Below are 13,122 nucleotides of genomic sequence, written 5' to 3'. Positions count from 1 at the left end.
TACAAGTCGGTGGCCGCCGTGATGGCGTCGGCGCAGCGGCTGGGCGTCACCAAGATCGGCATCGTCGGCAATGAGCAGTTCATGGAGTAGCAGATAGTATCTTTTTGACCAGAAAATGCCTGGCTGAAGGGCCTATCCGGTGGATTTGCCGATACCACTTAATGACCGATTGACAGCCGCTACCTGTCCTCATACAGTAAATCCAGTTTGTTAGCGCTAATAAGAACAACGCCAGTGGCAGATGAAAGCGACGGATGCAACAACATGATTGAATACCTGATCGGCGTCGACGGCGGTGGAACCGGCACTCGCGTGCGCTTGGCGCGTAATGACGGCGCGCCGCTGGCGTTTGGCAGCGGCGGTCCTTCCGGGCTGATGCATGGCGTGGAACAAGCCTGGTCGGCCGTGCTGGAAACGCTCAACGCGGCATTTGCGAGCGCGGGCCTGGTGCGGCCGGCGCTGGAAAAAATGGCCATCGGCCTGGGGCTGGCAGGCGTCAACAACAAGCTGTGGGCTGCCGATTTTGCGGCAAGGAATCCGGGTTTCGGCGACGCCGTGCTGGAAACCGATGCCTTCACCACCCTGGTCGGCGCCCATCAGGGACGTCCCGGCGTCATCATCGCCATCGGCACCGGCAGCGTCGGCGAAGTACTGACGGCGGACGGCCGGCGGCGCGAAGTCGGCGGCTGGGGTTTTCCCGCCAGCGACGAAGCGGGCGGCGCCTGGATCGGCATGCGCGCCATCACGCACGCCCAGCAGGTGCTGGACGGCCGGGCGCCGGGCAGCGATTTTGCGCGCGCCCTGATCCATTTTTGCGAGCGCGGCGGCAACACCCGCTTCGACAGCCATCGCGACAGCATGTTCGCCTGGCTGGCCGGCGCCAGCCAGACCAGCTACGCGCAGCTGGCGCCGATCGTTGTTAGCCACGCCGGACGCGAGCCGGCGGCGCGCCAGATCATGCTGGCGGCGGGACAGGAAGTCGCCAGGATCGCCGCTGCGCTCGACCCCTCGGGGCAGTTGCCGGTTGCCTTGTGCGGCGGCCTCGCCGCGCATCTGCAAGAGTACCTGCCCGCACAGTTGCTGGCGCTGGTCGTCAAGCCGCATGCAGATGCGGCCGCGGGCGCGCTGCGGTTGATCGATGAAAGATTGAAAGGGAAAAAAACATGCTAGCCCAGATAGAAAAACTCAAGCCGGATGCCGCTAGCGACACGCCTTTATACCTGCAGCTGGTGAACCGTCTGTCAGAACAGATCAACAGCGGCGTCTGGCAGCCGGACGAGGCTTTGCCGTCCGAACGCATCCTCGCCGATTCGCTCGAAATATCCCGGGTCACGGCGCGCAAGGCGATCGATGTATTGTGCGAACGCGGCATGCTGATCCGCAAGCGCGGTTCCGGCACCTACATCACGCCCAAGCTGGAGCAGCCGTTGTCGCGCCTGACCAACTTCAGCGAAGAGCTGCGCCAGCGCGGTTTCCGGCCCGGTTCGCAATGGCTGCTGCGCGAAACCGGCATCGCCGTCGCCGAGGAAATCCTGGCGCTGGGCTTGTCGCCGAATACCGTGGTGTCGCGCCTGAAGCGCCTGCGCACCGCCGACGACGTGGTGATGGCGATCGAAACCACCACCATCCCGGCGCACTACCTGCCGGATCCGAAAGCGGTGACGGATTCGCTTTATGTCCACCTGGAGACGCTGGGCGTGGCGCCGGTGCGCGCCCTGCAGCACATCCGCGCCATCAACGCCAGCGCCGACCAGGCCAAGCTGGCCGATATCAAGACCGGCGCCGCGATGCTGCACATCACGCGCGTCGGCTACCTCGAAAACGGCACGGCAATCGAGCTGTCGCATTCGTATTGCCGCAGCGACTACTACGACTTCGTCGCGGAGTTGCGTCGATGACGGGTCAACGCCAACCGGGCGGCGACTCAGCAGGTGATCCAGGCGAAAGTTTCAAAGGCGAGCTCAAGGGCAATATATTGACGCCGCAAGGCTGGGTCAGCGGCGTCCTGCGGTTCGACGGCCGCATCACCGCGATTGAAGGCGCGGAGGTCGACCCCGACAACAACCGCGATCCTTACATCCTGCCCGGCTTCATCGATTTGCATGTGCACGGCGGCGGCGGCAAGGACATCATGGATGGCGGCGACGCGGTCTATGTGATCTCCGCCATCCACGCGCGCCATGGCACCACCAGCATGCTCGCCACCACCATGACGTCGCCGCCGGGCGACCTGGAGCAGGCGCTGGAAGCCTGCGGCCATGCCTGCCGCCAGCGCCGCGCCGGCACCGCGCGGGTGCTCGGCGTGCACCTGGAAGGACCGTACATCAATCCCGGCAAGCTCGGCGCCCAGCCTGATTTCGCCCAGGAGGCGACCCTGCAGAAAGTGGCGCGCCTGAGCGCCATGGCGCCGGTCAAGCTGATCACGGTGGCGCCCGAGATCGCCGGCCACCTCGAGGTAGTGCGCACCCTCAGCGAATCCGGCATGCGGGTGCAGATCGGCCATACCCTGGGCAGTTATGAAGAGGGCGTGCAAGCGCTGGAGCACGGCGCTTCCGGCTTCACCCATCTGTTCAACGCCATGACCGGCTTCCAGGCGCGGGCGCCCGGCATGGTGGGCGCGGCGCTGGCGCACGCTCGCTATTCGGAACTGATTCCGGACTTGCTGCATGTGCATCCCGGCGCCATCAAGGCTGCCCTGCGCGCCATTCCCCGGCTGTATTGCGTGACCGATTCGACCGCCGCTACCGGCATGCCGGACGGCGATTACATGCTGGGCCGCCAGCAAGTCCACAAGTGCATGGGCGGCGTGCGGCTGGCCGACGGCACCCTGGCTGGCAGTACGCTGACCATGGACCAGGCCTTGCGCAACCTGGTCGGGCTCGGGCTCAGCCTGGACGATGCGTCGCACCGGGTATCGACTTATGCCGCAGACCACCTCGGCCTGGAGCAGCGCGGCCGGCTGGCGCACGGCTGCCATGCCGACCTGGTGGTGCTGGACCGGCAACTCAATTTAACCGCGGTTTATGTAGAAGGGGAACAGATTGATCTCACAGAAGTTTAGTTCGCTCATGTTGCAGGAAGCGTGTTCCGCAGCGGAACATGTGGCCCTGCAATTGCAGCGCGACACAGACAGCTATGCGGCGCTCGGCGCCCGGCTGCGCAGCGCGCAGCCCGCCAACGTGCTGACTGTCGCCCGCGGCAGTTCCGACCATGCGGCGAATTATTGCGCTTACCTGATCATGGCGCGCCTTGGCCGCATCGTGGCTTCGTTGCCGATGTCGCTGGTGACGCTGTACAAATCGCCGCTGCTGACGCGCGATGCGCTGGCCATCGCCATTTCGCAGTCGGGCCAGAGCCCGGACGTGATCGAGCCTATCCGTTATTTCCGCGAAGGCGGCGCCACTACCGTCGCACTGGTTAACGATGCAGCTTCGCCGCTGGCCAACAGCGCTGAATGGTGCTTGCCGCTGCATGCGGGACCTGAACTGAGCGTGGCGGCGACCAAAAGTTTCATCACCAGCCTGACCGCGGCGGCACGCCTGGTGGCGCACTGGCGAGACGATGCCGAATTCCTGGCGCAGATCGAGGCCTTGCCGGCGGCGCTGCAGCTGGCCGCCGAAACCGACTGGTCGGCCGCCATCGAAGTCCTGGCGCCGGCTTCGCGCATCATGGTGGTCGGGCGCGGCACCAGCTTTCCGGTAGCGCTCGAAGCGGCCCTCAAGTTCAAGGAAACCTCGGTGCTGCAAGCTGAAGCGTTCAGCGGCGCCGAGATCAAGCACGGCCCGATGGCCTTGATCAATGAAGGTTATCCCTTGCTGATTTTTGCCACGCGCGGACCGGCCCAGGCCGGCCTGGTCAAGCTGGCCGAAGAAATGCGCGGACGCGGCGCGCGCGTATTGCTGGCGGCGCCGGCCGATGTCAGCGAACGCGACCTGACCTTGCCGCTGGCGCCGACGCCGGACCTGGACCCGATCGTGGCGATCCAGGCTTTCTACGTCATGGCAGCCGAGCTGTCCATCGCCCGCGGCCTTGATCCTGACCGGCCGCGCCATCTGAGCAAAGTGACCAAGACCAACTAATCGATTGAATTTAAGCGACTGAATTTAAGCGGCTGAAACCGCGCAGCCGCGCCGCACAGATGGAGCAGCACTATGAGCAGCACCGATAGCAAATCCGATCCCCAAGACAGGCTGAGCGCGGCGCGCCGCATCGCCGGGCAACTGATCATGATCCGCATGCCGGGCACGGTGCTGGATGAGGACACCGCGCAATTCTTGCGTGACAACCATATCCGCGCGGTCTGCCTGTTCCGCCAGAACATGGTGAACGCCGGACAGCTGAGCAAGCTGACCGCTGACTTGCGGGCAGTAATGGGACCGAATGCATTGATCGGCATCGACCAGGAAGGCGGCGCCGTGGTGCGCGCTACCTGGCTGCCGGCGCTGCCGGCGGCGATGGCGCTGGGAGCGGTCGACGATGTGGCGCTGGCGCGTGCTGTCGGCGCCGCTGTCGCGCGCGGCATCAAGTCGCTCGGTTTCAACTGGAATTTCGCGCCGGTGTTGGACCTCAACAATAATCCAGCCAATCCGGTTATCGGCGAGCGTTCTTTCGGCGCCGATCCGCAACGCGCCACCGAGCTGGCGCTGGCATGGATGGAAGGCAGCCTGGAAGAGGGCGTGGCTTGCTGCGTCAAGCATTTCCCCGGGCACGGCGATACGCACGTCGACTCCCACCGCGACCTGCCGACGGTAGCCAAGCCGCGCAGCGCGCTGGACCTGCTGGAGCTGGCGCCGTTCAGGGCGGCACGGCGGGCGCCGGCCATGATGAGCGCGCACATCGTCTATCCGGCGCTGGACCCTGAATATCCGGCGACCTTGTCGCACAAGATCCTGACCGGCCTGCTGCGCACCGAATGGGATTACCGCGGCGTCATCATTACCGACGGCATGGACATGCACGCGATCGCCGGCCGTTATGGCGTCGGCAACGCCGCCGTGCGCGCTTTGGCGGCGGGCGCAGACATGGTCATGGCGCTGGGCAACCGCCGCACGCAGGAGGAAACCCTGGTGTCTCTGACGATGGCATTGGCTACCGCCGATGAGCGCGGCGAACTGGGCAGCGCGGCGCTGGCTGCGAGGCTGGGACGGTTGGACCGCCTGGCTGCCGCCTATCCCTGCGCAGCCGGTTCTTATCTCACGGAATTTGCCGATGAACGGCTGATGGCCGAGGCCTGGCGCCGCGCCCTGACCGTGGCCGGCCAGCCCCAGCGCTTGGCCGACGGCGCAAAAATCCGCCTGGTGGCATGCGCCGACGCCGCCGGCGACGGCGTCGCGGAAGCGGGCCTGCCGGCAGAGGCGGTGGCGGCCTTGCTGGCGCGCCGCTACGATGTCGACCTGGTGACATTCGACGCCGAGAACAGCCTCGACTGGACCGCCTTGCCGGCCGACGGCAGGACCGTGATCCTGGCCTCGACCACGCGTTTGCGCTATGGCGAAAACGCCAGCAAGAACTGGCGTCCCGACCTGCACCTGGTGCTGTGGAATCCGTTCCAGATACTGGATATCGCAGCGCCGGCGCTGATCACCTACGGCTTTGCCGCGGCGGCGCTGGAAGCCGTCGCCGACTGGCTGGCGGGCAACCTCGACGCGCACGGCAAGATGCCGGTGCCGGTAACCAGCAACCCTACCCACGGCGGCCGCTGACATGAGCATCCAGGAGAAACCCGAGCACCATCCCGCACTCTGGGTGCCGACGCTGTATTTCGCCGAGGGCCTGCCGTATTTCGTGGTGGCGACCATCGCCGGCCTGATGTACAAGAGCATGGGCATGGCCAACGACCGGATCGCGTTGTGGACCGGCATGCTCGGTTTCGTCTGGGTCTTCAAGCCGCTCTGGAGTCCGTTCCTGGAAGCGGCGCGCAGCAAGAAATCGATTGTGCTGCTGTTCCAGTTTTTCGGCGGCGCCAGCCTCGGGCTGGTGGCGCTGGCGCTGCACCTGCCGGATTATTTCGCGGTCAGCATCGCCTTGCTGGGGCTGGTGGCGATTGCCTCCGCGACCCATGACATCGCTGCCGACGGCTTGTATATCGCCAGCCTGAGTTCGACCCAGCAGGCAACCTACGCCGGCTGGCAGGGCGGCTTCTATAATGTCGCGCGGTTTTTCTCGCTGGGCGGCCTGGTGGTGCTGGCCGGCTATTTCGAGAAACGCATGGCGGTGGCGCAAGCCTGGAGCCTGATTTTCGGCATGCTGGGGCTGAGCATGCTGCTGCTGGCCATCTATCATTTGTGGGCCTTGCCGGCCGGCCGCAATGTGGCCCGTCATGCCGATGGCAAGGGTGCGATGAGAGGCGTCTGGCTCACCCTGCGCGACGTGATCATCGATTTTTTCCAGAAGCCGGGCATCTGGCTGGCGATCGCCTTCATCATCCTGTTCCGCGCCGGCGAAGGCCAGATCACCACCATCGGCCCGCTGTTCCTGCGTGCCGCGCGCGCCGAAGGCGGGCTGGGGCTGGCGACGGCGGAAGTCGGCGCCGTGTACGGCACGCTGGCGACCGTGGCGTTCATCGCCGGCAGCCTGCTGGGCGGTTATTTCACGGCCTGGCGCGGCCTGCGGCGCAGCATGTTTTTCCTGATCCTGGCGATGAACCTGCCGAACCTCGCTTATTTTTTCCTGAGCACCGCCATGCCTAGCAGCCTGGGCGTGATCGGCGCCGCCCTGAGCCTGGAAATGTTCGGCTACGGCTTCGGTTTCGTCGGGCTGATCCTGTTCATCATGCAGGAAGTCGCGGTCGGCAAATACCAGATGGCGCACTACGCGCTCGGCACCGGCATCATGCAGCTGGGCTACGTGCTGTTCAAGATGGTCAGCGGCGCGGTCCAGGGCGCGCTCGGTTACCAGCATTTCTTCCTGTGGGTGCTGGTTTCAGCGATACCGGTCTTGCTGTTGTCGCGCATCGTGCCGATAGGGCGCCATGAGCGTGCTGCCGAAGCGGATGCGCAGCCGGCGGCGGTTTGAGCGATGAAGAATTTTCCTCGATATCCTTTGACCCTGGCGTCATTGCTGGCAGCGGCCAACGCCACGGCTGCCGGCGCAGCCGGGATTTTCTTCGATGACTTTCACTACGCCGATACCGCCGCGTTGACAGCCGGCGGCTGGAAGATCCGCGACCGGCAAGGCCATCCCGGCATCGAGCATGGACAGTGGGGGCCGGGCACCATCAGCCTGGTCGACGATCCGCAAGCCGGCGGCCAGCGGCTGCTGCGCCTGAGCGCCCGCACCGACGGCACGGCCGAAGGCACTTACCAGGCGCAGCTGTGCCACCAGCGTAAATATTTTGAAGGCACTTACGCCGCCCGCATCCGGTTTACCGATGCGCCGCTGCAGGGCCCCGGCGGCGACCTGGTGGTCGAATCCTTTTACACCTCCAGCCCGCTCAAGCACGATTTCGATCCGCAGTACAGCGAGCTGGACTGGGAATACCTGCCCAACGGCGGCTGGGGCAATCCGCACAGCAGGCTGTACAGCGTGTCCTGGCAGACGGTGCAGATGGACCCCTGGAATGCCTTCAACCAGGTGCATGAGGAACAGCGCGCGCTGGGCGGCTGGCATACCGTGCTGATGCAAGTGGCGGGCGGCAAGGTCCGTTATTTCCTGGATGGCGTGCAGCTCGACGAGCACGGCGGCCGCAATTACCCGGCGCAGCCGATGTCGATCAATTTCAATTTGTGGTTTTCGCCCAGCGGCGTGCTGCCGGACACCAAGGTTGAACGGCGCTACGAACAGGACCTGGCCTGGGTCATGCACGCCAAGGACCAGCTGCTGTCGCCGGCGCAGGTCGAGGCGGCAGTCGGCGCTTACCGCCGCGGCGGCGTGCACCATGTGGACACGGTCGCAGCCATGGCGCCGCCGTTGCCGTCCAACTGCGATTTTTAGGATAAGCGAGAGACATGATGAAACTGATGCGGTTACCGATGCTGCTGGCAGCGTTGTTGCCAGCCGTGGCCATGGCGGCGCCTTACAAGGTGGTGGCATATTACTTGCCGTCGCAGCAGCGCCAGTACTCGGTGGCGGATATCGACGCCAGCAAGATGACTCACCTGAATTATGCATTCGCGCTGATCAAGGATGGCGAGATCGTCGCCGACCAGTCCTCCGGCACCGACCAGAGCGCGCGTGACTATATCGTGCTGCGCGGCCTCAAAAGCCGCTCTCCCAAGCTGAAGACCCTGATCTCGGTGGGCGGCTGGGCCGGTTCCAAGGAGTTTTCCGACGTGGCGCTGACACCGCAGTCGCGCCGGAAATTCGCCGACAGCGCCGTAGCTTTCCTGCGTAAAAACGGTTTCGACGGCGTCGACATCGATTGGGAATTCCCGGTAGCCGGCGGCGACGCCGCCAATATCATGCGGCCGGAAGACAAGCAGAACTACACGCTGCTGCTGCAAGCGCTGCGCGAGCGTCTCGACAGCGCCGGCAAACAGGAACACCGGGCTTACCTGCTGACCGCGGCGATCGGCAACAACCAGGGTTTTTTCCAGAATACCGAAATGGCCAAGGTCGCCGCGATCCTCGACTGGGTCAACATCATGACCTACGACTTCAGTGGTTCATGGAGCAAGTTCGCCGGCCACGTCGCGCCCTTGTACAACGATCCGGCGCTGGCGCGGCCCGGCGCCGACCCCAGGCTCAATGTCAGCAGCACGGTCGAAATGGCCCTGCAGGCTGGCGTCCCGGCGAGCAAGCTGGTGCTGGGCTTGCCTTTCTATGGCTATAGCTGGAAACAGTGCGGCGCGCAGCTGCACGGACAGCACCAGGATTGCAACGGCAAGGGCCGCGGCGGCGTCGAGCCGGGCGAACTGGATTTCGCCGACATCAGCGCTACCCTGGTGAACCGCAACGGCTTCACCCGTTACTGGAACGACACCGCCAAGGTGCCTTACCTGTTCAACCCGGACACCGGCGAATTCGTCAGCTACGACGATGTCGAGTCGCTCGACTACAAGATCAAGTACCTGAAGCAGATGGGCCTGGGCGGCGCCATGTTCTGGCAGCTGTCCGCCGACCGCGATGCGGTGCTGCTTGATAAAGTGGCGGCGGACCTGCTCAAGCCGTAGCCTTGCTGGCGGATGGTTTCCGGGAAAAGCGCCGTCGTTGGCAGCTGCCTGGCTGCATAGTAGAATCGTCCGGGCAGGGTGATCGCATCACCGCAAGCCCAACGCGGCCTATCCTTGAAAGGAATCCAAGACAATGACCAACCAAAACATCAGCCACATGACGGCAGCGGCAGTATTGAGCGTGACGCTGGCCGGTTGCGCCGCCGATCCGGGCTCGGCGCCGGCGGCAACGCCTGGACCGCAGGGAACGCCGGGTTCGGCGCAAGGCTGCAAGGCAGATAAAATGGAAGACAGCGCGCTCATCGGCAAAACGGAGAGCGAGGCAACGGCGCTACTGGCCGGCTGCCGCTGGCGCATTGGCGAGCGCAACGGCGAACAGTTCATGGGCACCATGGACTATTGGGAAGACCGGCGCACGCTGGGCATCGCCAACGGCAAGGTGACCTGGGTCAAGCGCGGTTGATGCATGGTGGAGGATGGCGCGCCTGAGTGCGGCCATCGATAGTCTTCAAGGTTGAAAAAAAGCCCCGTCCAGATCTGGACGGGGCTTTTTGTTTGACGCCGGCTTGCGCCGGCCCTGCTGTGCTTACAGTCCCAGTTTCGAGATGAAGGCGTTGGTGAAGCCCAAGGTGCCTGCCTGGCCATACGTGTTGCAGGTAGGCGAAGCCGAGCCTGGCGCGCAATCGCGGTCGCGATCGAAGGACCAGAAGTGGATGCCGCCCAGGCCATTCTGCTGCGCGAAGTTCACCAGCGTCGTGACATCGGCGATGGAGAAGGTTTCGTCGGTGGTGTCGTTGCCGCCGATCATCGGCGTCACTTCGATCTGCTTGTACGGTACGCCGTACTGGTTATGCAGTTCGATTGCCGATTGCACCGCCGATGCACCCATGTCGCAGCCGCCGCTGCTGTTGAGCATGCAGTTGCCGCCGGCCGAGCTGCCATAGTCCATCGCCATCAGGTTGATGGTGTAGTTGGTCAAGCCGTAAGCCTGGATCGCCTGCATCACTTGCACGCCGTAGTAGCCGAGGCTAGGCGTTACATGGCCGCCCAGCGTCGCCAGCGTGAAGCTGAAACGCAGGTTCGGGTAAGCCGCTTGTGCGTTTTTCACGCGCAGCACCAGGTTGTTGATGTCAGCCGTGCTCTGGCCTGCTTCAATATCGAAATCTATGCCGACCAGGTTGGCCGAATAATAGGTCTGGATAAATTTCTTGAAGTCGGCATCGTTGCCGCAAGTGAAGGAACCTGCAGCGCCGCCGGTGGAAACAATGTACTTCTTGCCGGCGTTGACGAACGATTGCACGTTGGCTGCCGCGAAGGCCGATGCCGATACGCCGCCCCAGTTTTCGCTACCGCAGGCGCCGGTCGCAAAGGCCCAGGTCAGGGTCGTCAGCTTGGCTGGCATGGCGCTCAGCACGGTCTGCGTGCTGCCGGTGACAGCGGTGCTCATGGCATAGGTATTCCAGTTCAGGTTGATGTTGCCATCCTTGTACGGACTGAAAACGAAACCGGCCGGTGTGGTGCCGCCGCCTGGAGGAGGCGGTGGTGGTGGCGGCGGAGGAGGAGGCGGCGTCACGACGCCGCAGCTTTCGACGATGGTCCATGGCTGGCCTGTGCCCGAGCCGCCGTTGTTGGTCGAAGGATTGTTCCCCTGGGTCCACCAGTTGGCTTTGTAGTTGACGCCGTTGTAGCTGACAGTGGCGCCGCCGGTGTAGGCCGTGCTGGCGACCCAGGCTGGATAACAGGCTACCGTGGTCGCTGCTTGCGCGCTTGCTGCCATCAACGGGCTGGCCTCGGCGCCGCCGGTCATGATGGCGCTGCAGGCCAGGGTAAGCATGAGGCCCTGTATGAGTTTCAGTTTCAATTTTCTCTCCTGAGAAGGTTGGTCGGGCAGCGTGGGGAGGCCAGCTGCCGGTAGGCACGGACTTGTTATGCGATGTGAACCAAAACCGAAGCTGTTAAAAAATCACTGCGAACAATCACTGCGAATGCCGTTGGGCCAGATTGCCGGAAACGGACGGCATCTCATCCGTCATCTTCAGTATTTCCATATGGAAATATCGAATTAAGGGCACTTTAAGAGCGCAAAAAGTGGCTGTCAATCTGTATCTAACTGGTATTAGATTAATAAATTTGTGGTCTCATTTTGGTGCGCCTCATATGGACTTAAAGTATTGTTTATATTGATAATTATTGAAATTGTGTAGACTGTTTTTTTGATAAGTGGACTGGTCACTTTTTTTCGGTTTAAGGCCGGGAAATAGCCGTTTTGCGATAAATCGACTATCGATATGCGATCGATGGAGGCGGCGGCAGGGCGACCAGCAGGGAGCTCGGCCAGAGGAAATCCATATGCGTGGGGAAATGTGCACTGCCAGGCGCGCCTGGCAGTTTTCCGGTCCGGCTAGCGCCACCAAGTATAATTCTTGTCTTTTTCGCCACTCCAAGGATTGTAGAGAGGAAATTCCCGCTATCGCTTGGCTGGGGTGGCGCCATCGTTTTTGAAGGAGGTTGTTGCATGAGTTTATTTCGTACCAAAGATCTGGATAAGATGATCCATTCCAGCCGCACCAATACCGGCCTGCAGCGCACGCTGGGGGCGATGGACCTGACCTTGCTGGGCGTCGGCGCGATTGTCGGCACCGGCATCTTTGTCCTCACCGGCAGCGGCGCCTTGCTGGCCGGTCCCGGCCTGTCGCTGTCGTTCATCCTGGCGGCGGTCGCCTGCGGTTTCGCTGCGCTGTGCTACGCCGAGTTTTCATCGACGGTGCCGGTCTCGGGTTCGATCTATACCTATAGCTATGCCACCATGGGTGAAATCGTGGCCTGGATCATCGGCTGGGACCTGATGCTGGAATACGGGCTGGCGACGTCGGCGGTGTCGGTCGGATGGTCGGGTTACATGCAGTCGCTGCTGTCCGGTTTCGGGATAACCTTGCCGGCTGTGCTGACCGCGGCGCCGGGCGCAGTTCCTGGCGTCGCTACCTGGTTCAACCTGCCGGCGTTCTGCATCCTGCTGGTGATTACCGGGCTGCTGTCCATTGGCATCCGCGAATCGGCGCGCGCCAACAACGTCATGGTGTTCATCAAGGTGGCGGTGGTGCTGCTGTTCATCGTGGTCGGCGCCGGCCATGTGCAGCCGGCCAACTGGCAGCCTTACCTGCCGTTCGGCTATAACGGCGTGTTCAATGCGGCGGCGATCGTGTTCTTTGCTTTCATCGGGTTCGATGCGGTGACTTCGGCGGCGGAGGAGGTCAAGAATCCGGCGCGTGCGCTGCCGGTGGGGATCATTGCTTCGCTGGGGATCTGCGCGTTGCTGTATGTGGTGGTGGCGGCGATCATGACTGGGATTGTGCCGTTTGCGAAATTCGACGGTGTCGATCATCCGGTTTCGCTGGCGTTGCAGTATGCGGGGGAGAACTGGGTTGCGGGGTTTGTCGACCTTGGGGCGATTATCGGCATGACCACGGTGATCCTGGTGATGACTTACGGCCAGACGCGGATCCTGTTCGCCATGTCGCGCGATGGCTTGCTGCCGAAGAAGCTGTCGAGCATTCATCCGCGTTTTGCTACGCCGTTCTTTACTACCTGGCTGGTGGGGATCGTGTTTGCGTTTATTGCGGCGCTGATTCCGCTGAATATCCTGGCTGAGCTGATCAATATCGGGACCTTGATGGCGTTTTCGCTGATTGCGGTGGCGGTGCTGGTGTTGCGCAGGACGCGGCCTGATTTGCCGCGGGCTTTTCGGTGTCCGGGGGTGCCGTTTGTGCCGGTGGCGGCGATCGGGTTTTGCGTGTTCCTGATGTTTCATCTGCAGGCGGTGACCTGGATGGCGTTCCTGTGCTGGCTGGCGATAGGCTTCGCAATATATTTCGGCTACGCCAGGAAACGTTCGCTGCTGCATCCGCCACAGCAACAGTAGTAGTTAAATGGGGTCGGAGTGAGGTGTCCCGGTTTTGGTGGACAGGTTAATTAAGCACTTTTGAACTGTGCCTCGACTTCGGTAGGTGTGCGG

General features: G+C 63.0%; 11 protein-coding genes and 1 pseudogene. 11 read left to right on the top strand and 1 reads right to left on the bottom strand.

What is annotated here, in order from left to right; translation table 11 throughout:
• From V8G57_RS25995 to V8G57_RS25950, 10 genes and pseudogenes are all read left to right on the top strand, one after another.
• Positions 1-90 (top strand): annotated as a pseudogene (locus V8G57_RS25995) (biopolymer transporter ExbD); the annotation flags it as partial.
• A 174-nt stretch (positions 91-264) separates the two neighbouring features.
• Positions 265-1,170, top strand: coding sequence for a glucosamine kinase nucleotide-binding domain-containing protein (locus V8G57_RS25990; protein ID WP_342831919.1), 906 nt, complete (start codon positions 265-267; stop codon positions 1,168-1,170).
• Positions 1,164-1,898, top strand: a complete 735-nt coding sequence (locus V8G57_RS25985) for a GntR family transcriptional regulator (RefSeq protein WP_014006962.1) — start codon at positions 1,164-1,166, stop codon at positions 1,896-1,898. The genes V8G57_RS25990 and V8G57_RS25985 overlap by 7 nt, the downstream gene beginning before the upstream one ends.
• The gene (gene nagA, locus V8G57_RS25980; RefSeq protein WP_342831917.1) at positions 1,895-3,061 is read left to right on the top strand and encodes an N-acetylglucosamine-6-phosphate deacetylase; all 1,167 of its coding nucleotides are present in this window, start codon (positions 1,895-1,897) and stop codon (positions 3,059-3,061) included. Before V8G57_RS25985 ends, nagA begins: the two co-directional genes overlap by 4 nt.
• Before the next feature lie 7 nt (positions 3,062-3,068).
• Positions 3,069-4,079: an SIS domain-containing protein gene (locus V8G57_RS25975; RefSeq protein WP_342831915.1), complete on the top strand. Its 1,011-nt coding sequence runs from the start codon at positions 3,069-3,071 to the stop codon at positions 4,077-4,079.
• Positions 4,080-4,151: 72 nt separating this feature from the next.
• Positions 4,152-5,702 (top strand): beta-N-acetylhexosaminidase, encoded by a 1,551-nt coding sequence (nagZ, locus tag V8G57_RS25970; RefSeq protein WP_342831913.1) that lies wholly within the window; start codon positions 4,152-4,154, stop codon positions 5,700-5,702.
• A 1-nt stretch (position 5,703) separates the two neighbouring features.
• A complete protein-coding gene (locus V8G57_RS25965) occupies positions 5,704-7,014 on the top strand; it encodes an MFS transporter (protein WP_342831911.1) in 1,311 nt (436 codons plus the stop codon).
• 3 nt (positions 7,015-7,017) lie between these two features.
• Positions 7,018-7,932 (top strand): glycoside hydrolase family 16 protein, encoded by a 915-nt coding sequence (locus tag V8G57_RS25960; RefSeq protein ID WP_342831909.1) that lies wholly within the window; start codon positions 7,018-7,020, stop codon positions 7,930-7,932.
• A 14-nt stretch (positions 7,933-7,946) separates the two neighbouring features.
• A complete protein-coding gene (locus V8G57_RS25955) occupies positions 7,947-9,110 on the top strand; it encodes a glycoside hydrolase family 18 protein (RefSeq protein ID WP_342831907.1) in 1,164 nt (387 codons plus the stop codon).
• Positions 9,111-9,243: 133 nt separating this feature from the next.
• Positions 9,244-9,573 carry a hypothetical protein gene (locus V8G57_RS25950; protein ID WP_342831906.1) on the top strand — a complete coding sequence of 110 codons (330 nt, stop codon included), beginning with the start codon at positions 9,244-9,246 and terminating at the stop codon, positions 9,571-9,573.
• A 123-nt stretch (positions 9,574-9,696) separates the two neighbouring features.
• Here V8G57_RS25950 and V8G57_RS25945 read toward each other — a convergent pair whose 3' ends face one another.
• A complete protein-coding gene (locus V8G57_RS25945) occupies positions 9,697-10,971 on the bottom strand; it encodes a glycosyl hydrolase family 18 protein (RefSeq protein ID WP_342831904.1) in 1,275 nt (424 codons plus the stop codon).
• A gap of 654 nt (positions 10,972-11,625) precedes the next feature.
• Here V8G57_RS25945 and bcaP point away from each other — a divergent pair.
• Positions 11,626-13,029: a branched-chain amino acid transporter BcaP gene (gene bcaP / locus V8G57_RS25940; protein ID WP_342831902.1), complete on the top strand. Its 1,404-nt coding sequence runs from the start codon at positions 11,626-11,628 to the stop codon at positions 13,027-13,029.
• Positions 13,030-13,122 lie beyond the last annotated feature (93 nt).

It is taken from the genome of Collimonas rhizosphaerae, assembly GCF_038896935.1.
Classification (GTDB): Bacteria; Pseudomonadota; Gammaproteobacteria; order Burkholderiales; family Burkholderiaceae_D; genus Collimonas; species Collimonas rhizosphaerae.
Note: the sequence above shows the minus strand (reverse complement) of the source record. Positions and strands in the feature narration are given on the sequence as shown.